At 57.7% G+C, this 25,582-nt stretch carries 18 protein-coding genes and 4 tRNA genes; 15 read left to right on the top strand and 7 right to left on the bottom strand.

All coding sequences use genetic code 11. The features are described 5' to 3' along the window. Nucleotides 1-32 precede the first annotated feature (32 nt). The 5 genes from RCH93_RS01560 to RCH93_RS01540 all read left to right on the top strand — a co-directional run bounded on the left by RCH93_RS01560 (nt 33) and on the right by RCH93_RS01540 (nt 5,292). On the top strand, nt 33-833 hold the full coding sequence (locus tag RCH93_RS01560; protein WP_306546423.1) for a CoA-transferase subunit beta: 801 nt from the start codon (nt 33-35) through the stop codon (nt 831-833). Nucleotides 834-1,138: 305 nt separating this feature from the next. Next, nucleotides 1,139-1,549, top strand: coding sequence for a methylmalonyl-CoA epimerase (mce, locus tag RCH93_RS01555; protein WP_306546421.1), 411 nt, complete (start codon nt 1,139-1,141; stop codon nt 1,547-1,549). A gap of 168 nt (nt 1,550-1,717) precedes the next feature. After that, the gene (scpA, locus tag RCH93_RS01550) at nt 1,718-3,865 is read left to right on the top strand and encodes a methylmalonyl-CoA mutase (RefSeq protein WP_306546419.1); all 2,148 of its coding nucleotides are present in this window, start codon (nt 1,718-1,720) and stop codon (nt 3,863-3,865) included. A 91-nt stretch (nt 3,866-3,956) separates the two neighbouring features. Beyond that, the gene (meaB, locus tag RCH93_RS01545; protein ID WP_306546417.1) at nt 3,957-4,946 is read left to right on the top strand and encodes a methylmalonyl Co-A mutase-associated GTPase MeaB; all 990 of its coding nucleotides are present in this window, start codon (nt 3,957-3,959) and stop codon (nt 4,944-4,946) included. A gap of 249 nt (nt 4,947-5,195) precedes the next feature. Then, nucleotides 5,196-5,292 (top strand) — tRNA-OTHER (locus RCH93_RS01540). A gap of 121 nt (nt 5,293-5,413) precedes the next feature. Here the strand turns inward: RCH93_RS01540 and ppnN are convergent. The 3 genes from ppnN to RCH93_RS01525 form a co-directional block, all read right to left on the bottom strand. Then, nucleotides 5,414-6,796, bottom strand: a complete 1,383-nt coding sequence (gene ppnN, locus RCH93_RS01535) for a nucleotide 5'-monophosphate nucleosidase PpnN (protein WP_306546415.1) — start codon at nt 6,794-6,796, stop codon at nt 5,414-5,416. A gap of 145 nt (nt 6,797-6,941) precedes the next feature. Continuing rightward, on the bottom strand, nt 6,942-9,428 hold the full coding sequence (locus RCH93_RS01530; protein ID WP_306546413.1) for an AMP-binding protein: 2,487 nt from the start codon (nt 9,426-9,428) through the stop codon (nt 6,942-6,944). Nucleotides 9,429-9,512: 84 nt separating this feature from the next. Continuing rightward, complete coding sequence (locus RCH93_RS01525; protein ID WP_306546411.1) at nt 9,513-10,517, bottom strand: YhdH/YhfP family quinone oxidoreductase; 1,005 nt, start codon at nt 10,515-10,517, stop codon at nt 9,513-9,515. Nucleotides 10,518-10,787: 270 nt separating this feature from the next. Here RCH93_RS01525 and RCH93_RS01520 point away from each other — a divergent pair, with 270 nt between their 5' ends. The 10 genes from RCH93_RS01520 (at nt 10,788) to RCH93_RS01475 (ending at nt 20,846) form a co-directional block, all read left to right on the top strand. After that, nucleotides 10,788-11,993 carry an MFS transporter gene (locus tag RCH93_RS01520; protein WP_306546409.1) on the top strand — a complete coding sequence of 402 codons (1,206 nt, stop codon included), beginning with the start codon at nt 10,788-10,790 and terminating at the stop codon, nt 11,991-11,993. 93 nt (nt 11,994-12,086) lie between these two features. Then, nucleotides 12,087-12,172 (top strand) — tRNA-Leu (locus RCH93_RS01515). A gap of 114 nt (nt 12,173-12,286) precedes the next feature. Further along, on the top strand, nt 12,287-13,603 hold the full coding sequence (tig, locus tag RCH93_RS01510) for a trigger factor (protein WP_306546407.1): 1,317 nt from the start codon (nt 12,287-12,289) through the stop codon (nt 13,601-13,603). An 88-nt stretch (nt 13,604-13,691) separates the two neighbouring features. Continuing rightward, nucleotides 13,692-14,294, top strand: a complete 603-nt coding sequence (gene clpP, locus RCH93_RS01505) for an ATP-dependent Clp endopeptidase proteolytic subunit ClpP (RefSeq protein ID WP_306546405.1) — start codon at nt 13,692-13,694, stop codon at nt 14,292-14,294. Between the two features lie 2 nt (nt 14,295-14,296). Beyond that, entirely contained in the window at nt 14,297-15,568 is a 1,272-nt protein-coding gene (gene clpX / locus RCH93_RS01500) for an ATP-dependent Clp protease ATP-binding subunit ClpX (RefSeq protein ID WP_306546403.1), read from the top strand. A gap of 9 nt (nt 15,569-15,577) precedes the next feature. After that, a complete protein-coding gene (gene lon / locus RCH93_RS01495; protein ID WP_306546401.1) occupies nt 15,578-17,992 on the top strand; it encodes an endopeptidase La in 2,415 nt (804 codons plus the stop codon). A gap of 112 nt (nt 17,993-18,104) precedes the next feature. Next, nucleotides 18,105-18,180: transfer RNA gene (locus RCH93_RS01490), tRNA-Val, on the top strand. Nucleotides 18,181-18,189: 9 nt separating this feature from the next. After that, nucleotides 18,190-18,266, top strand: a tRNA-Asp gene (locus RCH93_RS01485). Between the two features lie 400 nt (nt 18,267-18,666). Continuing rightward, complete coding sequence (locus tag RCH93_RS01480) at nt 18,667-19,557, top strand: DMT family transporter (RefSeq protein WP_373693240.1); 891 nt, start codon at nt 18,667-18,669, stop codon at nt 19,555-19,557. Between the two features lie 140 nt (nt 19,558-19,697). Next, the gene (locus RCH93_RS01475) at nt 19,698-20,846 is read left to right on the top strand and encodes a citrate/2-methylcitrate synthase (RefSeq protein ID WP_306546399.1); all 1,149 of its coding nucleotides are present in this window, start codon (nt 19,698-19,700) and stop codon (nt 20,844-20,846) included. A 110-nt stretch (nt 20,847-20,956) separates the two neighbouring features. On the opposite strand, the gene RCH93_RS01470 is transcribed toward RCH93_RS01475, so the two are convergent. The 4 genes from RCH93_RS01470 to RCH93_RS01455 form a co-directional block, all read right to left on the bottom strand. Further along, nucleotides 20,957-21,955: an efflux RND transporter periplasmic adaptor subunit gene (locus tag RCH93_RS01470; RefSeq protein WP_306546398.1), complete on the bottom strand. Its 999-nt coding sequence runs from the start codon at nt 21,953-21,955 to the stop codon at nt 20,957-20,959. An 84-nt stretch (nt 21,956-22,039) separates the two neighbouring features. After that, on the bottom strand, nt 22,040-22,456 hold the full coding sequence (locus tag RCH93_RS01465; RefSeq protein ID WP_306546397.1) for a secondary thiamine-phosphate synthase enzyme YjbQ: 417 nt from the start codon (nt 22,454-22,456) through the stop codon (nt 22,040-22,042). 54 nt (nt 22,457-22,510) lie between these two features. Then, nucleotides 22,511-23,575, bottom strand: a complete 1,065-nt coding sequence (locus RCH93_RS01460; protein WP_306546396.1) for an HD domain-containing phosphohydrolase — start codon at nt 23,573-23,575, stop codon at nt 22,511-22,513. Continuing rightward, the gene (locus tag RCH93_RS01455; protein ID WP_306546394.1) at nt 23,572-25,572 is read right to left on the bottom strand and encodes an ATP-binding protein; all 2,001 of its coding nucleotides are present in this window, start codon (nt 25,570-25,572) and stop codon (nt 23,572-23,574) included. Before RCH93_RS01455 ends, RCH93_RS01460 begins: the two co-directional genes overlap by 4 nt. Nucleotides 25,573-25,582: the final 10 nt, after the last annotated feature.

The raw sequence follows: 25,582 nt of genomic DNA, 5'->3' as shown, positions 1-25,582 counted from the left end.
TCTCTCTCGAAACCCAAAGATAAGGAGTCAACATGACAGTTTCAACGGATTACACCGCCCAGGAAATTATCGTTGTGGCGGGAGCAAAAGTATTGGAAGACAATAAAATAGTCTTTGTCGGGACCGGCCTGCCCATGGTCGCTTCCCTTTTGGCCTCACGGACCCACGCCCCCGGACTGATTCCGGTTTTCGAGGCCGGCGCCGTTGGCCCCCCTCTGAAGCATGGTCTGCCGGTTTCAGTCGGCGACTCCCGCACCTTTACCGGCGCTTCCTACGTTAAAGGACTGAACGGCGCATTTGAACTCACCCAGCGCGGTTTTGCCGATTTCGGCTTCATCGGCGGCGCCGAGGTGGATATGTACGGCAACCTCAACTCCACCATGATGGGCGATTTCCCGGCTGGTTATCAAAAACCGAAAGTGCGCCTGCCGGGTTCCGGCGGCGCAAGCGACATGGCGGCTTCCTGCGAGCGAACCATTCTTATCGTTCCCCACGACAAGAAGAAGTTCAACGAGAAGCTGTCCTACGTCACCAGCCCCGGCCATCTCGACGGCAGCCCCAATGCACGCTACAATGCAGGCATGCAGGGCAAAGGACCGTACCGTCTCATTACCACCAAAGGCATCTTCGATTTTGAAGAGAAAACCAAAAGAATGCGCTTGATTCAAATGTTCCCCGGCGAAACCGTGGAAAGCATTCAAGCCGCAACCGGTTTCGAGCTGTTGATCGCGGACAACGTAACCGAATTCCCAGCTCCGACGGTGGAGGAAGTGCGTTTGATCCGTGAGGAAATCGATCCGAACGGCGTCTTTGTCAAACGCGCGGCAAAATAAGCAGGCAATATTTTCGACAGTGCCGCAATCGGCGGCACTGTCGTTTTCACGTTTTTTTATGCAGCACATTTGCAACTGTTGAGATTCGAACCATCGGCAAAACATTGCGCCAAATGCAGCATCAAAAGCAAAAGCGCGTTTTTTTAGCGCAAAAATTATTTAAAATACCCTGATGTCCATTGGTTGTCGACCAATGGGCATACTTTATGTTGAGCACAGCCGGGTCTTCCCGGCCCTCCTGTTCCCAACGCTACCTTGCACACCAACACATATCCGGCAATATTTGACGGAAAGGAGCTGACAGTATGAAAATTCTCAAAATCGATCACCTCGGCCTCGCAGTAAACAGCATGGAAGAAGGCAAAAAATTCTGGTCAGATGTTATGGGCCTGAAAGTCGAGGGGTCGGAAACCGTTGAAGAGCAAAAAGTAACCACCGCCTTTTTGCCGGTTGGCGACAGCGAAGTCGAGTTACTCATTTCCACCTCTCCTGACGGACCTATCGCCAAGTTCATCGAGAAAAACGGCGGCAAGGGCGGCTTTCAGCATGTGGCCTTCCGGGTGGAGAACATCGAAGCGGCGCTGGCCGAATTGAAGGAAAAAGGCGTGGCCCTGATTGACCAGACTCCGCGCATCGGCGCCGGCGGCGCTAAAATCGCCTTCCTCCATCCCAAAGCAACAGGCGGCGTGCTGGTGGAGATTTCCGAGCGGAGCTGAAATGAAAAAACACCTTCAGGTTTTCGCGGCAACGACGACCTGAAGGTGCTCAAGACTCTGGCTCCAGCAACAAGCTTGGCCAATTGCGCCCAGCGTTGTTGCTGGACCGGTGTGTTTTAAATTCCAATGGGGGATATTCCCCCGAGCTAACTACAAGGAGTAAGTGACATGGCAACTGGATATGAGCAATGGTTTGAAATGGCTTCCAAGCAGATGAAGGGCAAAACCCCTGACAGTCTGAATTGGAAATCCCCCGAAGGCATTACCGTTAAACCGCTGTATTGCGAAGACGACATCAAGGGCTTGCCCACCGTCGGCACCTTTCCCGGCATGGCTCCCTACACCCGCGGACCGATGGCCACCATGTATGCCGGTCGCCCCTGGACCATCCGTCAGTACGCCGGCTTCTCCACCGCCAAGGCCTCTAACGAATTTTACCGCAAGAACCTGGCCGCCGGCCAGAAAGGTCTGTCCGTTGCTTTCAGCCTCTCCACCCATCGCGGATACGATTCCGACAACCCACGCGTTTCCGGCGACATCGGCAAGGCCGGCGTTGCTATTGACTCGATTGAGGATATGAAGATCCTCTTCGACGGCATCCCGCTGGACAAGATGTCTGTTTCCATGACCATGAACGGCGCGGTTATCCCGATTCTGGCCATGTGGATCGCCACCGCCGAAGAGCAGGGCGTCAAGCAGGAGCAACTTGAGGGCACCATCCAGAACGACATCCTCAAAGAGTACCTGACCCGGAACACCTACATCTATCCGCCCGAGCCTTCCATGCGGATCGTGTCCGACATTATGGCGTATGCTTCCAAAAATATGCCGAAATACAACACCATCTCGATCAGCGGCTACCACATCATGGAAGCCGGCGCCGACTCCGTGCTTCAGACCGCCTTCACCCTGGCGGACGGCGTCGAGTATGTTCGCGCCGCCATCCGTTCCGGCATGGACATCGACACCTTTGCCCCGCGTCTGTCCTTCTTCTTCGGCATCGGCATGAATTTCTTCATGGAAATCGCCATGCTGCGCGCCGCCCGCTTCCTGTGGCACCGGTTGATGCAGCAGTTCAACCCCAAAAACGCCAAATCTTCGATGCTGCGCACCCATTGCCAGACCTCTGGTTGGTCGCTCACCGAGCAGGATCCGTACAACAACGTTATCCGCACCACCCTTGAGGCCATGTCCGCTGTTCTTGGCGGCACCCAGTCTCTGCACACCAACTCCTTTGACGAGGCTGTTTGCCTGCCGACCGAGCTTTCCGCCCGCATCGCCCGCAACACCCAGATCATCATCCAGGAAGAGTCCCAGGTCTGCAAGGTTGCCGATCCGTTGGGCGGTTCCTACTACATTGAGTACCTGACCAACCAGATTGTTGAAGGCGCTCAGAAGATCATCGACGAGATCGAAGAGTTGGGCGGCATGGCCAAAGCTATTGCTTCCGGCATGCCGAAACTACGCATCGAAGAGTCTGCCGCCCGTCGTCAGGCCCGCATCGATCAGGGCAAGGATGTTATCGTTGGCGTCAACAAGTACCGTCTCGCCGACGAAAAAATGGATTTCGACATCCTCGAAGTTCCGGATTCAGTTCGTCTTGAGCAGATCGACCGCATCAACGACACCAAGAAAAACCGTGACAGCGCCAAATGTCAGGCATGCCTGGAAGCCGTAACCAAGGCTGCCGCAGGCGACGGCAACCTCCTGGAAGTTGCCATCGCAGCCGCTAAGGCCAGAGCAACCGTAGGAGAAATTTCTGACGCCATGGAAAAAGTGTTTGGACGTTTTGTCGCCACCACCCAGTGTGTATCCGGCGCCTACTCTTCTGAGTACAGTGAAGCCAGCAGTGACGCCGCTCAGGTTATCGAAGGATTGCGCAAGCGCACCGCCGACTTCCTGTCCAAGACCGGTCGTCGTCCGCGTATCCTTGTCACCAAAATGGGACAGGACGGTCATGACCGCGGCATCAAAGTCGTTGCTTCTTCTTATGCCGACCTTGGCTTTGACGTCGACATCAGCCCGATGTTCCAGACCCCGGAAGAAGCCGCCAAAATGGCGATCGAGAATGACGTTCACATCGTTGGCGCTTCCAGTCTGGCCGCTGGTCACAAGACCCTGGTGCCGGAACTCATCGGTAAACTGAAAGACAAAGGCGCCGGCGAGATCATGGTCGTTGCCGGCGGCGTTATTCCGCCCAACGATTATCAATTCCTCTATGACGCAGGCTGCAAGGGCATCTTCGGACCGGGAACCCCGATCACCGAATCCGCAGGCAAAGTCATGGATATGCTTGAGGCGCAATATTGTAAATAACAGCTCCACATAACGGCAACACTGCAAACGGACGGGCTAAAATCCGTCCGTTTGCATGTTCGCATGAAAAAACCTCCACCAAAGGCCAGACATGCATAAAGATCCCAGTTATTACATCCAGGGCGTTATGGATAGCAATCGCCTGATGCTCGCCCGCACCATTACCTTGGTTGAAAGCATCCTTTCCACGCATCAGGAGATCGCCAAACATGTCATCAATGAATTGCTCCCCCATACGGGCAAAGCGGTACGCTTAGGCATCACCGGCGTGCCCGGCGCCGGCAAGAGCACTTTTATTGAGAGTTTTGGCACCATGCTCACTGGGCTGGGACATCGGGTTGCGGTTCTGGCCATCGACCCAAGCAGCACCCGCAGCGGCGGCTCTATTTTAGGCGACAAAACCCGAATGGAAAAATTGGCGGTCAACGATTTGGCCTTTATCCGCCCTTCCCCTTCCGGCGGCAGCCTGGGAGGCGTTGCCCGTAAAACCCGCGAGACCATGCTGGTTTGCGAAGCGGCCGGATTCGACGTCATCATTGTTGAAACCGTCGGCGTCGGTCAATCCGAAACCACGGTTGCCTCCATGGTCGATTTCTTTCTCGTCTTGCAGATTTCCGGCGCAGGCGACGAATTGCAGGGCATTAAAAAAGGCGTGCTGGAAGTCGCGGACGCCATTGTGGTCAACAAAGCCGACGGCGACAACGTCAACCGAGCCAAACTCGCCAAAAAACAATATGAAACCGCGCTTCACCTTGTCACCCCCTCCTCGCCCAACTGGTCGGTGCCGGTCATGACCTGCAGTGCCCTGGAACAGCGGGGGCTCATGGAGGTCTGGGAGACCATCATGAGTCACAAAGAAATCATGACGGCCTCCGGCGAACTGGAAAAGAAACGCCAGGATCAGGCCATGTCGTGGATGTGGTTTCTGGTCAACGAAGGGTTGGAACGCTGGTTCTATCAGCATCCTGAAATTCAAAAACTCTTGCCTGGAATCAAACACGACGTCGAAGTCGGCAAGATCGCGCCCACCCGGGCCGCCGACGATCTGGTCTCCATTTTGGGCAAGGATCTTCTGCTGTAAACGCACGCGCATACCGCGTCCCTGACTGTACAACCTCTTCTCGTCCGAATTTTCTCGCCTCCCCTGTCCGCTTACTCGGCAGCGGAGGCGGTTTTGTTTTAGGCTCAACCTGTGTCGCTGCCAGACCGGCGCACCGGCTCAAACGTTAGCAATTCCCTGTGCTCAAGGGTTGTTGCAGCCCCTTGCCGGCTTGATCGCATCACCTTTTTCATTGATTAATACAATCGATGCTATATATAAAGGCGATAGGACTGGTTGAGTTGGCTGGCGCCGACCGCGGGCTTCAACCCCGTTGAGCTGCCTGTGAAAGGGGAGCTGTTTGGTTCGATTCCGAAACCAGTCTCCATGAGCATTTTCCCTTCTGGCGCATTTCCTCTCTCCTCTCCCACATCCAGAACATCCAATAAAAAAGCCGGTCGTCTCTGCAGACGACCGGCTTTTATTCGTTGCAGTCAGTGCGTGCAACCTCAGCCCTCTCCCTCCGCAACCAATCGGTAGCATGGATTGTAGGCGCTGGTCGGCAGTTTCATCCGCTTCTGTTCGACAAAGGCGTTGAGCAGGACGTCGAGCGGCTGCATAATGCGCGCGTCCCCGAACAGTTCAAAGAGACCTTCTTCCTCAATGGCGCGGATGCCGGCCTCTTTGACGTTGCCGGCCACTATCCCGGAAAAGGCTCGACGCAGGTTCGAGGCCAGCAGATGGGGAGCCTGATTTTTGTGCAGATCCAAGGCGCGCATGTTTTCGTGGCGAGGGACGAAAGGGCGCTGCAGGCTGAGGTCGATGTTGAGCATCCAGTTGAAATAATAGGCGTCGTCGGTTTTGAGCCGGAATTGGCGGACCTTGTCCACCCCCTCCAGAGTCTTTCTGGCCACCGCCTCGGGATCGTTGATGATGATCCGGTACAGTTGCCGGGTCGCCGGCCCCAGGGTCTCGGTGATGAAATGGTCGATCTGCTCGAAATAGCCAGCCGCGCTCGCCGGGCCGGTGAAAATCAGCGGCAGAGGGATGCGCGAATTTTCCGGATCAAGCAATATGCTGAGGATATAGAGAATTTCTTCGGCGGTGCCGACGCCGCCGGGAAAAACAATCACCGCATGGCCGACGCGGACAAAGGCCTCCAGCCGTTTTTCAATGTCCGGCATGATCACCAAATCGTTGACGATCGGGTTGGGCGATTCCGAAGCGATGATGCCGGGCTCGGTAATGCCCAGATACTGTCCGGTGTACATCCGCTGTTTGGCGTGGCCGATGGTGGCGCCCTTCATTGGCCCTTTCATCGCCCCGGGCCCGCAGCCGGTGCAGATGTCAAGCCCCCGCAAGCCCAACTGGTAGCCGACCTCCTTGCTGTAATCGTATTCGGCAGGCGTTATCGAGTGCCCGCCCCAGCAGACCACCAGGCGTGGGTTGGTGCGCGGTCGCATGATGCCGGCGTTGCGCAGGATATGGAACACAGCGTTGGTGATGCCGTCCGTGGTCTGCAGATCAAAACGCGGGTTGTTGTTAATCGTGTCGTCGACGTAAACGATGTCGCGCAGCACCGCAAACAGATGTTCGTTGATGCCCCGAATCATCTTGCCGTCGACAAAGGCGGTGGCCGGGGCGTTGCGTAGGTCAAGCTTGATGCCGCGCTCCTCCTGGATCACCCGAATGTCGAAATCCTTGTAACGCTCAAGCAGTTCGCGCCCGTCGTCGAGATAGCCGCCGTAGTTGAGCACCGCGAGCGAAGAGTTGCGAAAAAGCGGATAGAGCTCGCCCCGGCTGGCGTTGAGCAATTTGCCCACTTCCAGCCGGGACATCACGTCCAGGCTGCCGTTGGGGCTGATGCGGGCGTCGATCACGTCATGCTGCATGCGGTCATTCCTTCCATTAATCAGTAAAAATGCGTCGGTTGAGCGAAGCGCGAACCGATGCACCATTGCAAAGGCGTCTTCGCTCGTTTGCCAGACTTTGAGCCGGGCGGATTCAATTCGGCATTATTTGGCGAGCGTTACGATTTCATGACGCTGTCGTCGTTTGCCGCCGAGGGGCCGTCTCACTCAAACACTCCCCGACCTTTTGCCGCACCAAATCCTTGAGGGATTCGTAGGTGTGATCGTGCGGAAAGACAGGCGGCTGGAATCGCACCGATATCCGCCGGAACGGGCGGGGCAGGATCGAGCCGGCGGGCAGGGCCTCGAAGGCGCCGCGGATGGCCACTGGCACCACCGGCACGTTGAGTTCCTTGCTGAGGATGGCAAAGGTTTTCTTGAACTCGCCCACCGCGCCGTCGGGCGTCCGGGTGCCTTCCGGAAAGATGATGACGTTCCTGCCGCTTGCCAGCAGGGTGGCGACCCGCTGGATCGACTCCCGCACGTCGGCGTTGATGTCCATGATCACCACATTGTTGCGGTCGGCGAGAAACCGCAGCCAGCGATTTTGCAGGTGCTTGGCCTTGGCGTAGAAGCAGGTGCGTTGCATCAGATCATTTTTCAGCCCGGCGGCGACCAACAGGCCGTCGATAAAACTCTGGTGGTTCGGAGCCAGGATGCAGGGCGTGTCCGGGATGTTTTCACGGCCTTCGGTGCGAAAACGAAAATAACACCGCAAGAGAACACGGCTGGCGTTTTTGATCAGGTTGATGGTGAACCAGGCGCGCGGCAGGCCGCTGTCGACCCGCTCCCGCAGGATGTCGCGCCAGTTGATCAACTCCACCGCAATCCGCTCTTTGCGCTCGCTGATGAAGGCGCTCAGTTGACGCAGCGTCGGAATGTGCATCAGTTTATCCTCGGCGATCTCGACGCCAAAAGTTTTCTTGATGAACACCAGCAGGCTGACCTTGTCCAGGCTGTCGAGGGCCGCGTCGATCTCCAGATGATCGTCTGGGGCAATGGTCCGGGCGGTGTGGTTTTCCAGGAACTGGCGAAGGATTTGATATTCCTCGCCGCTCGGATGCTCGCACTCTGCCTTGCGTTGCTCCCGGGCCGCAACCAGACCCGGCAGCCGGAAGCGTTTGAGCTTCGACAACCGGGTGCGGGGCAGCTCGCTCTCCACCAGGGTGAAATGGTGGAGCCGCTTGGCCGGCGACGCACTTTGGTTGTAGCGGTCGATCACCTGCCAGCGGAAATACTCGTCCATCCGGGCGACGCCCTTTTCGCGGATCAGAGCCAGATTGGGGCGGATCACGGCCTGGAGAACGTCGTCATTGAGAAAAACGCCGACCTCGGCAATGGCCCCGTACTTTGCTTCCAGTTCCTGCTCGATCAAGGCCGGATTGATGTTTTTGCCGTTGGCCAGCACAATGATCTCTTTCTTGCGGCCGGTGATGAACAATCGCCCTTTCTCGTCGAGACGACCCAGGTCGCCGGTGTAGAGCCAACCATCCCGGAGCACCTCGGCGGTCTCCTCGGGTCGGTTCCAGTAGCCCTGCATGATGTTTGCGCCGGCCGCAACAATCTCGCCGTCGCGAATTGCAACAGTGGTGCAACTCATGGCCGTGCCTGCCGAACCGATTAGCACCTGCCCAGGTCGGGTAAAGGCGATCATCGGCGCAGCCTCGGTCATGCCGTAGCCCTCCAGAATCTCAAACCCCAGGGTGGTGAACCGCCGCCCCACCACCGGATCCAGGGCAGCCCCGCCGCTGACCAGAAATTTGAGACAGCCGCCGAATTTCTGATGCACCGAGCGAAACAGCACCTTGGACAACTGCGGCGAGTTCGCCTGTTCCGCCAGTCGGAACAACAGGGTTGCGATCCTGCTGGCCGCGATCTTGTTCTGGATCGACTGCATGATCAGGCTGTAGAGCCGGGGCACGCCGATAAGGATGGTGATCTTGTTGCGCTGCAGGGTGCGGACAATGTCCTCGGCCAGCAGCGAGGGCGACAAGGCCACCGTGGCCCCAATCTGAAAGGGGATCACCAGGGTGCCCAATAACGGAAAGATGTGATGCAGGGGCAGGAGCATCAGCACCCGCTCGTCTGGGCCGTAAATCGGCGCGCCGACGGTGACCGCCTCGACGTTTGCCAGCAGGTTTGCAAAGGAGAGCATCACCCCTTTGGGCGTGCCGGTGGTGCCGGAGGTGTAGATCAGAAGGGCCGTTGCCTGGGGATCGGCGGCGGCAACCGGTTCCGTCGAAGGTTCCGCCTCAGCCGGCATGGACTCAAACACCAGCAATTGCGGCACATAATCAAGCCCGGCCAAGGCCTCTTCCAGCACTGGTTTGCGCTCCAGGGAACAAAACAGCGTTGTCGGCCGACAATCGTTGAGAATAAACGCAACCTCAGCGGCCGTGGCCTGGAAATCCACCGGAACCACGGCCGCGCCGGCAATCCAGGCGGCGTACAGGGCATGGATCCATTCGGCGCGATTCTCTGAAAAAATCAGCACCCGTTGCAAGCCGGCGGGGAGACGTCGGGCATAGCTGTGGGCCATGGCCAGCAGTTGGGCGTAGGTGTAGCTTTGATCGGGCAGAATCAAGGCGGTTTTGTTGTGATCGGCAAGAAGCATAGGGGCTGACGTGGTTAAGGGGTTGAGGGAAAAACATTCGAGACGGACCGGTGGCTCCTGCCTTGAATCCAGGTTGGGCGGCAATCAATCGCTGATTTTAACAATGGCCCGCCCCCGGCTTTTCCCCTGGAGGAGGAGACCAATGCGCTCGTCCAGGGCTTCGAGATTGGGCAACTCGGTGGTGATGGTTTCCAGATGTTCCAGCTTCCAGGCGTCGGCCAGTTTCTCCCAGACCCGCAGGCGAAGCGGGGTCGGACAATTCACCGAATCAATGCCCAACAGGCTGACGCCGTTGAGGATAAAGGGGTAGATCGAGGTGTGCAGCTCGCCGGAAGTCACATTGCCGCAACAGGTGACTGTGCCGCCGTAGCGTGTGGTTTTAATGGCCGTGGCCAGGATGTTGCCGCCCACCGTATCGACCACTCCAGCCCAGCGCGGCTTGAGCATGGGCCGTCCGCTTTGGTCGTCGGCATCGGCGGCGGCAATGATTTCTTGGGCGCCGATCTGGTGCAAATACGGCGCTTCGCCCGGCTTGGTGGTAACTGCAGCCACAGCAAAACCCGCCTTGGCCAGAATGGCCACCGCGATGGAGCCAACGCCGCCGGTGGCCCCGGTCACCAGCACCGGTCCCTGATCCGGGGCAACGCCGCTCTCAAGCAACCGACAGCAGGAAAGCGCGGCGGTAAATCCGGCGGTGCCGTAGATCATGCTCTCGCGCAGGCTCAGATTCGCAGGCAACGGAACCACCCAGGCGGCCGGAACCCGAATATATTCGGCATAGCCGCCGCTGGTGTTCATCCCCAAATCAAAACCGGTCACCAGCACCTGGTCGCCCGGTTGACAGGCTGGCTCGCTGCTGTCAACCACAACGCCGGCCGCGTCGATGCCGGGGGTGTGCGGATATTTCCGGGTCACGCCCTTGTTGCCCGAGGCGGACAGAGCGTCCTTGTAATTGAGCGAAGAATAGCGCACCTGGATCAGCACCTGGCCTTCGGGCAAATCACGGACACGCCTTTCGCCAATCCTGCGAACAAAGTGTTTGTCGGCGGTTTCTTCGACAATCATGGCCTTAAATGCAATGTCATCCATGTCTTCCTCCTGAAAGTGGTCGCAACGGGGCAAGAGCTGACGAATAATTGGCCCAGTATACGGGGTTTCCCCTTGCCGTTCAAGGCGTTCCAGCGCTGTGCCCCGGTTTGATCGATCAACGCGCGTTTGTTCCTGCAGACAGGGGAAACAGGTGTTGCTTTCGCTGTGGCGGATGGTAAGAAGGAAAAGATCACGAGTGGAAAGCCCTCGTTTCCCGACCGCGTCCCTCCCCTCAACCCGTTCTTTCCTTGAGAGGATTCTGTCTGTTCCATGCTGAACCGCATCCTCGTCACCGTGATGCTCTCGGTGTTTATTGCCCTCCTCGGCGTCGGCGTCATCATTCCGGTGTTGCCGCTGCTGGCCACAAAATTGGGGGCCTCCGGCTTCTCGCTAGGCCTGATTACCGCCGCCTTTTCCCTCAGCCGCGGCCTGTTGCAACCGATAGTGGGCAGCCTTTCCGACCGCTGGGGACGCAAGGGGTTTCTCGTCGCCGGCCTGTTTATCTACGGCTTGGTCGGCTTGCTGATCCCCAACGCCAACAACGTGGCGCAGCTGATCTGCATCCGCCTCTTCCAGGGCGTGGGCGCGGCAATGATCGTGCCGGTGGCCATGGCCTACGCCAGCTTCCTCGCCCCGGTCGGCCAAGAAGGCCGTTATATGGGGACGATCAACATCGCCATCTTCTGCGGCATCGGCTGCGGGCCGGTGATCGGCGGCCTTTTTTCTGACCTCTGGGGCCTGTCCTCGGTGTTCTCGATCATGGCCGCGCTCTGTTTTTTCGCCTTCCTGCTGGTGCTGTTGGTCATGCCCGCCTGCTGCCCCATGGATCGACGCCAACAGGTCGGATTGTGGGTCAACATCCGCTCGATGCTGCGCCGGCGGCGAACCGTGGGCATTCTCGTCGCCCGCTTTGCCACGGTGCTGATGATGGTGCCGACCATGGCCTTCCTGCCGGTGATGATGGCCGAATGGCCGGGCAGCAGCGGCCTGCAGACCGGTGTGGTCATCGCCGGCCGCACCCTGGTCAACGCCCTGCTCCAGTACCCTTTTGGCAAACTGGCGGACCGCTGCGACAAGGTGCGGTTGATGCTTGTCGGCTGCATCTGCATGAGCGTTGCGCTCATGCTCATTCCCTCGGCCGCAAGCTTTGCCGCCATGGTCGGCGTCTATCTGTTTCTCGGTTTGGGCGAAGCCGTGCTCTGGCCCGTGCTGGGCGCCTATGCCGCAGAAGAGGGCCGCGCTCATTTTGGCCACGGCGCCATGATGGGCGTGTTCAACCTGGCGATGAGCGCCGGCGTCTTCACCGGGGCCATGCTTGCCGGTCTCAGCATGGACTCTTTCGGCATTCGCCAGGCTTTTGCCGGCACCGCCGTCGCCCTGTTGGCGTTGACCGCGCTTGCCGCTGTTTTGATCCGCGCCGGCGAGGCGGCTGGTGAATGCAACGCCACTCAACCGCAGCCCCATACCTCCGTTTAATCAGTTAAATTTGTTGATAATACAACTTTTTCCCCCTATCGATCACTTGACGGGATTCGTTATTCTGGTTATTAGTTGCAGTTTAACGCAACTGCGAGAGTGGCGAAATTGGTAGACGCACTGGCCTTAGGAGCCAGCGGGCCTGGCTCATGGGGGTTCGACTCCCCCCTCTCGCACCATCCCTCCTTGGCATATCAAGCACAGCGCGCGGACGGAGACGAAAAGCGGGCTAACAATAACTACGCCGTCGGGGTCACAGCCGCGGCAACACGAACCAAAAGGAACCGCAGTCCATGGAAATCGTCGTCGAAAATCTCTCAGACCTGACAAGAAAACTGACCATTACCCTCTCCAAGGAAACCGTTGGCCCGGCCCTTGACAAGGCCTTTGCCAAGATCAACAAAGAGGTCAAACTGAAAGGGTTTCGCCGCGGCAAAATTCCGCAAAGCGTCCTGGTGAAGAATTTTGGGGAGCAGGTGCAGGCTGAGGTTGGCGAAAAGCTGGTGCAGGACTCTTATTTCGACGCCGTCGAGAAAGAGAAGCTCGAGCCGGTGGTGCACCCTGAAATCACCGAGCATTCCTTCCCCGAAAACGGCACGTTTGTCTACGTGGCGCTGGTCGACATCAAGCCGCAGTTTGACTTGACCGCCTACAAGGGACTCGAGGTGGAACGACCGGTGTCCACGGTCAGCGAAGAGGAAATCAACAAGGAAATCGACCTGCTGCAACGGCATCAGGCTGTTTTGCAGACTGCGGACGCGGATCACGGCATTGCCATGGACGATGTGGCCATCGTTGATTTCCAAGGATTCCACGACGGCAAGGCCATGAAAGAGGTCCAGAACCAGAACTTCAGCGTCGACATCGGCATGCACCGGTTGGGCAAGGATTTTGAAGAAAAACTTCTTGGCCTGAAAAAAGGCGACAAAACCCTCTACGAGATCACCTTTCCCGCCGATTATCCCAACCCCATGCTGGCCGGCAAGAACGTCGAATTCAAGGTGGACATCAAGGACGTCAAGGTGCGCATCAAACCGGAACTTGACGACGAGTTCGCCAAGGACATCAAGCCTGAACTGACCAGCCTGGAGGATCTTAAGCAGGACATCCGCACCCGTCTGCAGAAGACCAAGGACGACGCCCTCAAAGGCGACATCGACGACAAGCTGATGCACAAACTGATCGAGCTTAACCCCTTTGAGGTGCCGCAGCGTCTGGTGAATTACGAGATCCAGGAGATGCTCAAGCAGACCGAGGAAAACCTCAAACGCAGCGGCCTTACCTTTGAATCCGCAGGCATCAATCTTGACGACTTGGTCAACAAGAACAAGGAAGTGGCGGAAAAAAGGGTCAAGGGCGATTTTCTGCTGAAAAAAATCGCCGAGATCGAGGAAATCAAGATTGCCGACGAAGATATCCAGCGCGGCTATCAGCGCATTGCCGATCAGTATCGAATGACCCTTGACGAGGTGAAAAAGTATTTCAAGCGCCGCGAGGAAATTCTGCCGTTCATGAATGAACTGCACAATGAGAAGGTTCTTAATTTCCTGCGCGAGCAAGCCAACTTTACCGACGCGGCCCCGACCGAGCCTTCGCAGGCCGAGGCCTGATCGCCGCCGCCCATTGCACTTACCCGGCGGCGGGCTCGCAAGCCCGCCGCCACGACGTGGTTTTCACGTGTTTTTCGGAGAAAAAAGCATGAATTTGGTCCCCATGGTTGTTGAACAGAGTCCGCGCGGCGAGCGGGCTTTTGATATCTATTCCCGACTGCTGAAAGAGCGGATTATTTTCCTCGGCTCCCAGGTCAACGACGACGTAGCCAGCGTGGTCGTCGCCCAGCTGCTGTTTCTCGAAGCCGACGACCCCGACAAGGACATCACCTTTTACATCAACTCCCCGGGGGGATCGGTGACCGCCGGCATGGCCATCTACGACACCATGCAGTACATCCGTTGCGACGTGGCCACGCTGTGCATGGGGCAAGCGGCCTCCATGGGCGCCCTGTTGCTGGCCAGCGGCGCCGCCGGCAAACGATTCGCCCTGCCCAACTCGCGCATCATGATTCATCAACCCATGGGCGGCTACCAGGGGCAGGCAACGGACATCGACATCCACGCCCGCGAGATCCTGCGGATGCGGCACGATCTCAACACCATTCTGTCCTTGCATACCGGCAAATCATTAAAAAAGGTCCAGGCCGACACCGAGCGCGACAATTTCATGAGCGCCGCCGAGGCGTGCCAGTACGGCATTATCGATAAAGTCTTGACCAGCCGCGGGGAACTGGACGGGGAGAAGTAACGGTGAGCAACGATTTTCAAGACGAGCACAATATTGCCTGCGTCTGTTCGTTCTGCGGCAAAGGTCAGGAAGAGGTCGGCAAGCTGATTGCCGGCCCCAATGTCTACATCTGCGACGAATGCATCGGGCTGTGCAACGAAATCATGACCGATTCCTCCGAGGATGAGACCGCCCAGGCCGACTTTGGCGTCAAGCAGGTGCTCAAACCCAAGGAGATCAAGGCCTACCTCGACCAGTACGTGATCGGTCAGGAGCACGCCAAACGCATCCTTTCGGTGGCGGTGCACAACCACTACAAACGGATCAATGTGCCGCCCGCCGCAACCGACGAGGTCGAGCTGCAGAAGTCGAACATCATCCTGATTGGCCCGACCGGCAGCGGCAAGACCCTGGTGGCCCAGACCCTGGCCAAACTGCTTAATGTGCCGTTCACCATTGCCGACGCCACCACCCTTACCGAGGCCGGCTATGTGGGCGAGGATGTGGAAAACATCCTGGTCAGCCTGCTGCAGGCCGCCGATTACGACATTGAAAAGGCCCAACGCGGGATCATTTACATCGACGAGATCGACAAAATTGCCCGCAAATCCGACTCCGCCTCGCTGACCCGCGACGTCTCCGGCGAAGGGGTGCAACAGGCCCTGCTTAAAATCATCGAGGGCACCATGGCCTCGGTGCCGCCCAAGGGCGGCCGCAAGCATCCTCAGCAGGAATTGGTGCGGATCGACACCACCAATATCCTCTTTATCGTCGGCGGGGCCTTTGTCGGCCTGGACAACGTGATCAAGCGACGGACCGGCACCCAGGCCATGGGCTTTGGCGCCAAGGTGGTCAGCCAAAAAGAACGAACCATCGGCGAGGTCCTGGCTTCGATCCAGCCCGGCGATCTGCTCAAGTTCGGCCTCATTCCTGAGCTTGTCGGTCGCCTGCCGGTGATCGCCACCATGGAGGAACTGGTCGAGGAAGATCTGATTCGCATCCTTAAGGAACCAAAAAACGCCCTGAGCAAACAGTATGAAAAACTGTTTGGCTACGAAGGAGTCACCCTGCGGTTCACCGAAGGCGCGTTTAAAGCCATTGCCCAGAAGGCCTTGGCCCGCAAATCCGGGGCCCGCGGTCTGCGGTCGGTGATGGAGGAATGCATGCTCGACGTCATGTACGAACTGCCCTCGGACGAACTGGCCACCGAATGCGTCATCAACGAGCAGGTCGTCACCCTTGGCGAGTATCCGGTCATTCTCTACGACAACGCTGAAACGAAAAAACTCGCCTAAGATGCGCCTATGAGTGACCTGACTGCCGAAACCTATCCGTTAATGCCACTCCGGGACATTGTTCTGTTCCCTGGCATGGTGGCCCCCCTTGTGGTTGGCCGCAAAAAATCGATCATGGCCCTTGAATCGGCCATGGAAAACCGTTCCCTCATCTTTCTCGTCACCCAGAAGGACGCCCGGGTCGATGAGCCTGAACAGGACCACCTGTATTCGCTGGGAACGCTGGCCACGGTGATGCAGTTGCTGCGTCTGCCCGACGGCACCATCAAAGCTCTAGTCGAAGGCAAGCGCCGGGCCATAATCGTCGGCGCCTTTGAAGGCGGCGCGGCAGACTCTTTTTACTCGGTCAGGCTGGTTGAGGCGCTGGACACCGACATTGAGCGGGAGGATGTGCCCGCCTATCTCCGCGAACTGCGCAAGGCCTTTGACCTGTACACCCAAACCAACAAAAAACTGCCGCGCGAGGTGCTGAAATCAATCACCTCCCTGGAAGATCCGGCGCGGATGGTGGATCTGATCACCTCGCACATCCAGTTGCGAACCGAGGAGAAACAATCGATCCTTGAACTGGTGTCTCTGCCGCAGCGCATTGCCAAGGTGCTGGAAATTCTGTACCGGGAGATGGATCTCTCGGAGATGGAAAAAGACATCCACGCCAAGGTAAAGAAAAAAATGGGCGCCACCCAGCGCAACTACTATCTCTCCGAAAAGATGCGGGTCATCCAGGAAGAGATGGGGCAGGGCGAAGGCGGCGACGATCTCACCGAGTTGCAGCAGGCCATCGATAAAAAAAGTCTGCCCAAGGCGGTGAAGGAACAGGTGGCCAAGGAGTTCAAAAAACTCCGCCAGATGCCGCCCATGTCCGCCGAGACCACGGTGGTGCGCAACTACATCGATGCGATCATCAGCCTGCCCTGGAAAAAGAAATCCCGCGCCAAAATCGACATCGAACGCGCTGAAACGGTGCTCAACGAAGACCATTATGGCCTGGAAAAACCCAAAGAGCGCATACTCGAATACCTGGCGGTGCAAACCCAGGTGAAAAAAATTCGTGGCCCGATCCTCTGTCTGGTCGGTCCTCCCGGCGTGGGCAAAACCTCGGTCTGTCGTTCCATCGCCCGGGCCATGGGCCGTGAATTCGTGCGCCTCTCGCTTGGCGGCGTCCGCGACGAAGCCGAGATCCGTGGTCATCGGCGGACCTATATCGGCGCCATGCCCGGCAAAATCATTCTCTCCATGCAAAAGGCCGGTGTGATCAACCCGGTGTTTTGCCTGGACGAGGTCGACAAAATGAGCGTCGATTTTCGCGGCGATCCATCGGCGGCCCTGCTAGAGGTGCTGGATCCGGAGCAAAATTACGCCTTCAACGATCACTACCTGGACGTTGACTACGACTTGTCGGAAATCTTTTTCATCACCACCGCCAACAACCTGCACGGCATTCCTGCGCCCCTGCAGGATCGCATGGAGATCATCCAACTGAGCGGCTACACCGAGGAGGAAAAACTCCATATCGGCTTGGATTTTCTTCTGCCCAAACAGTTGGAGGCCAACGGTTTCAAGTCAGATGAGATTACCCTCAACGACAAGGCCATTCTCGAAATTGTCCGCCGCTACACCAGGGAAGCCGGGGTGCGCAGCCTGGAGCGAACCATTGCCAGCGTGTGCCGCAAGGTGGCCCGTGAACGACTGAAGAACAAAGAGCCTAAGAAAAAATACCGGATTTCGCCGCAGGCGATTGAACGCTATCTCGGCGTGCCCAAGTATCGCTTTGGTCTTGCCGAAGAGCACGACGAAATCGGCCTGACCACCGGCATGGCCTGGACTGAGGTCGGCGGCGAACTGCTGCAGATCGAGTCCACCATTATGCCCGGCTCCGGCAAATTGACCATCACCGGCAAACTCGGCGACGTGATGCAAGAGTCGGCCCAGGCGGCCATGTCCTATGTGCGTTCGCGTGCCATGCGCCTGGGGCTGGACGCCGATTTTTATCAGAAAATCGACATCCACGTGCATGTGCCGGAAGGGGCCATCCCCAAAGATGGCCCGTCGGCGGGCATCACCATCGCCACCTCGATTGTCTCCGCCATTCTTAAACTGCCGGTGGACCGCAAACTTGCCATGACCGGCGAGATCACCCTGCGCGGTCGAGTCCTGCCCATTGGCGGTCTGACTGAAAAATTGCTGGCCGCCAAACGGGGCAACATCACCAACGTGCTCATCCCGCGCGAGAATGAGCGCAATCTCCGCGATGTGCCCCAGAAGGTCCGCAACAGCTTGGTTATTGAACTGGTCGACGATGTTGACGAGGTGTTGCAGCGGGCGTTGATCATTAAAACAGGCGAAACCCTGTTCAAGGATGTATCCATAGAGTCCATTTACAACGACTTTACCCTCTCTTCGCACAACACCCCGGCGCAATAGCCGGATTGTAAGAGACGGGCAAAGGGCTGAGAAACCTGATAATACTTCATGGCGTTTCTGTTTTTTGCTTGACGCAAGAGGCTCCCTCTGATATAAAGGTCCTCACGATTTGGGGCGAATAGCTCAGCTGGGAGAGCATCGGCCTTACAAGCCGAGGGTCACAGGTTCGAGCCCTGTTTCGCCCACCAAAGAATACTGGGGTCGTAGTTCAGTTGGTTAGAACGCCGGCCTGTCACGCCGGAGGTCGCCGGTTCGAGCCCGGTCGGCCCCGCCAGTATATGAGGGTAGTTGGAGCAATCCAACTACCCGTTTTTTTTGTCCAGGGGGCTTTCTGGCAAAAACGACAATGAAGAGCGGTAGGATTTCAGTTGCTGAAGCGCCGGCCGTTGTTATCGTCTGGTTTCATCTCAACATCGTCTTTATATCGAATTCCCGTCGGCAACGAACACGCTTTGAGGCTTTGTTCAGCGTAGTGGCGCCAGCGGTTGCGCTGTTTTCTTTCTTGGCGCACGAGCCTACGCCTTCCGCGTATAGAAATTTTTTTTTGCCGGCGACCTTCCTCCAATCCAATCAGCCACGCATTCCAGTTATAGCGGGGCATTTACAACGCGATTGAGAACGGCGCCTCATCAACGCGTTGCTCCTCCGACCACCTGCTTTCCCCCCTTCCGCGAATGGACTTGACCGGCATCGTCACCGCCATCCTCTCCGCCCTGTTTATGGGAACCGTGGGCGTGTTCGCCAAGATTACCGGCCTCGGCGCAGAGGCGATTACTTTTTTTCGCCTAGGACTGGGCGCGGCGTTCATGCTGCTTCTGCTGCTGATCACCGGTCAAGGACGGAAAATTCTTATCTGGCCTTCCTGGCCGGTTCTCCTCAACGGGACCATGCTGGCCGGCTTTATCATTTTCTATGTCCAGGCCATGGAATACACCACCATGGCCAACGCCATCATGCTGGTCTACCTGGCCCCCCTGACCTCCTCAATATACGCGCATTTCTTTCTTGGCGAACGCTTGACCTGCGCCAGCGCCGCCCTCATAGCCCTGGCTTTGTTCGGCTTTGCCATGATGATGGAATTCCACGTTGATTTTGCCGGCGGCTACCATCTCCTGGGGATTGGCTTAGGCCTCTTGTCTATGCTCTGCTATGCGGCCTTCATTCTGATCAATCGGGTGATTGATCAGAATATCCACGTGTTCACACGCACCTTCTACCAACTGCTGGTCGGTGCAATCATGATGCTGCCGCTCTGCCTCTGGCGTCGCCCCGAACTGCCGCTGCAGATTTGGCCCTGGTTGGCTGCGATTGGCCTGATTCCCGGCTTTCTCGCCATCCTGTGCGCGGTCAGCGCCCTCAGTCGTTTGCCGGCGGCAACCTTTGGCGCGCTTGCTTATTTTGAGCCCATCGCCGTGGTCTTTTTTGGCTGGTCACTTTTCTCCGAATCCCTATCCTGGGTGCAACTGGCCGGCTGCTCGTTGATCATTGCCGCCGGTATCCTGAAAACCTGGGCCAGCGTAGCCAATCAGTCCACCCGCCCGGAACGCGAACGTGTCCCAGATTAAAATCCATCCCAGCACGACAAAATCACAACATGGGTGCCCTTGCATTCCCGCAGCCCATGCTTACAAAAAAGAAATCGATCTAGAACCATAGATTCAATCCTGTGCAACAACACGCACTACAATCGGTCCCAGGAGAACAAATGGCCGCCCCATCCATTGCCCCCGCCAAACCATCCGAGGCCGGTCTGGCCGACGTCATTGCCTGCAACTCTTCCATCTGCCTGGTGGACGGCGACAACTGCCGCCTGCTCTATCGCGGCTACGACATCGTCGATCTTGCCGAACACTCCACCTTTGAGGAGGTGGCCTACCTGCTCTGGTACGGCCGTCTGCCCGGATTTGTTGAATTCCAAGCCTTTCTCGACGGTTTCACCGGCTGCATGAAATTGCCGGTGGAAACGGTTATGATTCTGCGCATGTTTCCCCACGCCGCCACCCCGATGGAGGTGCTGCGAACAGCGGTTTCGTCCCTGGGCCACTGGGATCCGGACAGCGGCAACACAAGGCTTGACGCCTGCCTGCGCAAGGCCCAGCGGCTCACCGAACGCATTCCCATGATCATCGCCTCGCATCAACGGCTGCGCGACGGCAAGGAACCGATCGAACCCCGCTCCAACTCCGGCATTGCCTTCAATTTCCTGTACACTCTCCAGGGCAGGGAGCCGGACCCGATCATGGTCAAGGCCATGGACACAGCGCTGATCCTCCACGCCGATCACGAACTCAATGCTTCGACCTTTGCCGCCCGAGTGACCGCAGCCACGATGACCGACATCTATTCGGCCATGACCAGCGCCATTGCAGCCCTCAAAGGCCCCCTGCACGGCGGCGCCAACGCCGAGGTGATGAAAATGCTGGAGGAGATCGGCAAGCCGGAACAGGCGGCGGACTGGGTTGTGCCCCGCTTGGCCGAAAAGAAAAAAATACCAGGTTTCGGGCACCGGGTTTATCGCTGCGAAGACCCCAGAGCCACGGTGCTGCGGGGAGAGGTTGAAAAAATCACCGCGCTCACTGGCGAAACCCGCTATTACGAAATCGCCCTGGCTGTGGAAGAACTCATGCGCGCCAACTCCAAGGTCTATCCCAACGTCGATTTTTATTCCGCCCCGCTGTATCACGCCATGGGCATTCCTGCGGAACTGTTCACCCCGATCTTCGCCGTCAGTCGGGCCGTGGGTTGGACCGCGCACATTCTGGAGCAATGGAAAAACAACCGGCTGATCCGCCCCAACGCCCACTATACCGGACCTGCACTGACGCCGTATGTCGACATCGGCTCCCGTTCATAGACGCTTTCGTCGGCAGAGTTTTTTTGCGCCAACAAAAACGGGAAGACCAATCGGTCTTCCCGTCACACCTTTGCCCTTAAAAAATACCTTTTCCGTTCGTCAACCACCCCTCACTCGCACCGGGCCGCGTCGCTGGCTCCTCCCTTGGCGGTGTCGATGTTCACTGTCACCGGCATGCCCAGTCGCAACTCCTGCTGGGGATCGCAGGCAAAGATGCGGGCGCGGTAAACCAACTTGGTGCGCAACTCCGTAGTTTCCACCGTTTTTGGAGTAAACTCGGCAGTTGAAGAGATGAAACCAACCCAACCTTTGTAGACCTTGCCGGGCAAACTGTCGCTGCGCAGTTCGGCCGGCATCCCTTCCCGCACCTTGCCGAGATCCGGCTCGCTGATGTAGGCGCGAACCCAGAGCGGGTCGATCAGCGCCAAGGTTAAAACCGGCGCTCCGGTCGAGGCCATGGCGCCGGGCTCAAGGATGCGGTTGCGAATGAACCCGGCGGCCGGGGCCAGCAAGCGGGTGTCGGCCAACCGTTGCTCGGCCAATTCCTTGGCGGATTGAAGGGCGATCAGGGTGGCCTCGGCAGCGGCAATATCCTCTTTGCGCGGGCCCTCAAGCGCCAGCGACTGCTCTTCTTCGGCGGTCTTAAGAGTTGCAGCCAAGGTCGCCACTCGAGCCTTGGCGCTGTCGATCTCCTGCTGAGAGATGCGGTTGGTCTGCAGCAAGGTTTGCTTGCGGGCCAAGTAGAGTTCGGCCTCTCTGAGATTAGCGCGCGCAGCAACCACCGCCGCCCGAGTTTTTTCAATATCCTGGGGACGGCTGCCGCTCTTGAGCCGGTCCAGCAATTGCCCCTGCGCCGTCGCCTCTCCGCCCAAACGATCAGCCTCCAGTTGAAATCGGACAGGATCCAATCGAGCGACTTCCTGCCCTTTTTTTACCCTATCGCCCTCATCCACTCCCAGCCTGAGAATTCTGCCCGCATCCTGAAAGGCCAATTGCACCTCGCGGATGTCGACATTGCCGTACAGGGTCAGCGCTCCGACGTCGTTTTTTTTCTCTCCCTGATCAAAACAACCGGTAACCCCGGTCAACAGCAGCAACAGCAGCGCCAATGCCGCCGGGCGTTGCCTACCGGACCACAACATAACAGTACAACCCATTGGTTTCATAATAATAGTGACTCGCGGCCTCTGCGGTCATTCGCCAATAATCTTGACCAACACCCGCTTTTTGCGCCGGCCGTCAAACTCGCCGTAAAAAATCTGCTCCCAGGTCCCGAAATGGAGTTTGCCGTTGGTCACAGCCACCACCACCTCCCGGCCCATGATCTGGCGTTTCATGTGGGCGTCGGCGTTGTCTTCGTAGCCGTTGTGACGATACTGGTTGACCGGCTCGTGTGGGGCCAGACGCTCCAACCACTGCTCATAATCAGAGTGCAAGCCCGATTCGTCGTCGTTGATGAACACTGAAGCGGTGATGTGCATGGCGTTGCACAGCAGCAATCCTTCCTGGATGCCGCTTTCCGCCAGACACTGCTCGACCTCCAGGGTGATGTTGACAAAGGCGCGCCGCGTCGGCACGTCAAACCACAGTTCCTTGTGATAGCTTTTCATGGGTGTTTCTAGCTGTTTTGCTTGAAAAAAAGGGGGCAGGATCAGCAACGACCGTCAATCAAGGTTGCTGGCTGCGATCTGGCTGAATTGCGGTTCGACCGCCACAAAGGCGTCGATCAGGATCGGGTCGAAATGGGTTCCCGTTCCCTCGAGCATGATTTTCATGGCCTCTTCGTGGGACATCGAATTCTTGTAGACCCGCTTGGAAATAAGGGCGTCGTAGACGTCGGCAATGGCCATAATGCGCCCAGCCACAGGGATGACGCCGCCCGACAGCCCGCGCGGATAGCCGCTGCCGTCGAATTTTTCGTGATGGCTGCCGGCAATCTCCTTGGCGCAGCTGAGAAAAGAGGTGGGCTGTCCGGCCATCTGCTCAAGGTTGGCGATAACCTCTTCGCCGAACAGGGTGTGCATTTTCATTTCCTCAAATTCCTCGGGGGTCAGCTTGCCGGGCTTGAGCAGGATGGAGTCGCGGATGGCCACCTTGCCGATGTCGTGCAAAGGAGCAGATTTCCGCAGCAAAACTATGTACTCAGGGGTCAGTTTGTCGTGAAAATGCCCTTGGGCGACCAGCGTCTCGGCCAGCAACTCAACATAGGCGCGGGTGCGATGAATGTGGCTGCCGGTTTCGGGGTCGCGATACTCGGCGAGTTCGCCCATGGCCTCGATGATCACGTCCTTGAGCAGTTCCGCCTCTTGGCTCCGTTCCTCGACCAGCCGCTCAAGGTTGCTGCGGTAGGCGTGCAATTCGAGGTGATTGCGCACCCGCGACCGCAATTCCACCCCTTTGAAAGGCTTGGTGATGTAGTCGACGCCGCCAAGGTTGAACCCATGGACCACATCCTCGGATTCCGCCCTGGCGGTGAGAAAGATCACTGGAATTGACCGGGTTTCCTTGCCGTGGTTGAGCGTCTCCACGGTCTGAAAGCCGCTCATGCCCGGCATCATCACATCCATGAGGATCAGTTCAGGCTGGGTGGCGGCAATCCGCTCCAGCGCCTGTTCGCCCGAAGTGGCGTAGGCAAAATCGCAATTCAGTTCCTTCAAATGCGACATCGCGATCTGAATATTCTCCGGCACATCGTCGACAATAAAAATCAGCGGTTTTTTCCGGTTCATGAATTTTTCCGGTTGACGGCTCTGGACAACTTGGCAAGTAAACGATCCACACCCAAAATATTGGGTTCGTTAGCAAAAAGGAACAGATCCCGACCCAGGGCGGTCAACACAGGCTGTTGCTCGGTTTTCCCGTGTTGGCCAATGGCCGCGCCCAGGGAAGCGGCGTCGGTCAGGCTGCCGGAACGCACGGCCTGACAGCGCAATTGTTCCAAATCCTCGTTCCAGACCCCGGCCACACAGGCAGACAAGGCGTGTTCCTCGTCGGCAAGGTCGTCCCCATCCGGCGGTTGCGGCTCCGATACGGAGGCAACCTTGGCGTATCGGGCGACAATCTCTTTCAACACCTCGAGGCGAAAGGGCTTCTGGAGGAAATCGTCGAACAGCGGTTTGTAATCTTCCTCTTCCAGCATCTCGCCGGTCATCACCACCACTGGAATGGCTGAGGTCTCCGGGTTTTGGCGCAGCTGTTCGGTGATGCTCCGCCCGTTAGTGCCGCTCAGATTGAGATCCATGAAAATAAGGTCAGGGTGTTCGACAAGGGCCAAAGACATGGCCTCGTCGCCGTTGTTGGCGGTGAGCACCCTGTAGGGGCTGTCCTGGAAGAAATCAACAAACACGTCTTTGATCAGATCAACATCGTCAACCACCAGGATGGTGAGTTCCTGTTCGCGAGCCGTCACAATCCCGCAGAGGGGAGCAGATTGTTCAGACGGCGGGTGTTCGGCCAACTGGATGCCGTTGAGATACACGGTGAAGCGGGCGCCTTGGCCTTCATTGCTGAACAGATCGATCCGGCCGCCCATCATGGTGGTCAGGCGGCTGCACAGGGTCAGCCCCAAACCGACTCCGCCATATTGCTTGGCAATGGTGTCTTCCCGTTGCCGAAACAGTTCAAAAATCTTTTCCTGGTCAACAACCGGAATGCCAATGCCGCTGTCCTGGACGGTGAAACGCAGATCGTAGCCGCCATCCGGGGCCGCCGAAGGCTCGCCGTCCACCGTCAGTTCAACCATGCCCTCTGTGGTGAATTTGATGGCGTTGCTCACCAAATTCTGCAAAATCTGTTTGAGTCGCACCCCGTCCAAAATAAAGGATTGAGGCAGGTTCTTGGCGATCCGGCAGTAGAGATGAATACCTTTCTCTTCGGCCAAGTCGTTGAACAATCCTTGGACTTCATTGATGATCGGCGGCAAACGGATCGAACTGACCATGATCTGCAACCGGCCGGAATCGATTTTGGACAATTCCATAATGTCGTTGAAGATGGAAACAAGCGCCATGCTGCTTTTATGAATAATGGCGACAAAACGTTTTTCTTTGGGCCCAAGCGCGGAGTTGGCCAGCATCTCGGCGTAGCCGATGATGGCGTTCATCGGCGTGCGCACCTCATGGTTGATGTTGGCGATGAACTCGCTTTTCATCCGATTGGCCGATTCCTCGGCCAGGGAGAGCGCACCGGCTGCCGTTGCAGCCTGCAACCCGGCGGTCGACGGCGACCCGAACCAGAGACCAAGGGATTGGTCGTCAACCACCAGCCAGTTGAGAACGCCGCGTGCGCCGATTGCGCCATTCCGGCCGCTCAGGTCTGTTGCCGGGGCGGCCTGATCGGTGGATTGCATCGTCGCTGCAGCCCGCTCATCGGCCAGTTCCGGCTCCAGTTCCAGCAGGCTGCAGCCGATCAGCGTATCCTTGCCATACGCGGCGCAGGCTGCCGGGTTTGCCTCGACAACACGCAACCCGCCGTCGACCTCGACAATGGGCAGGGGAGCATGTTCGACAATCTGCCGCATCAAACGCCACCGGCCCAGGGCGTCCTGCTTTTCCCGTTCACAGCGCCGCAGTCGCGTCCACAGCCCGCCAGCAACCACGAGCAACACGGCAAGCGAGCCATACAACGCCGGCGCCGCTGCAACGGAAACTGCGGCGTCTTGAGCCGCCTGGGCGGCCTGAGGCGGGAGAAAAAGGAGACAACCAGTGATCAGCAGTCGTTTGTTCACAATGGCGACA

The sequence above is a fragment of the Desulfobulbus sp. genome, from assembly GCF_030824455.1.
In the GTDB taxonomy this organism is placed as follows: Bacteria; Desulfobacterota; Desulfobulbia; order Desulfobulbales; family Desulfobulbaceae; genus Desulfobulbus.
This window is presented reverse-complemented; position numbering and strand designations above follow the sequence as displayed.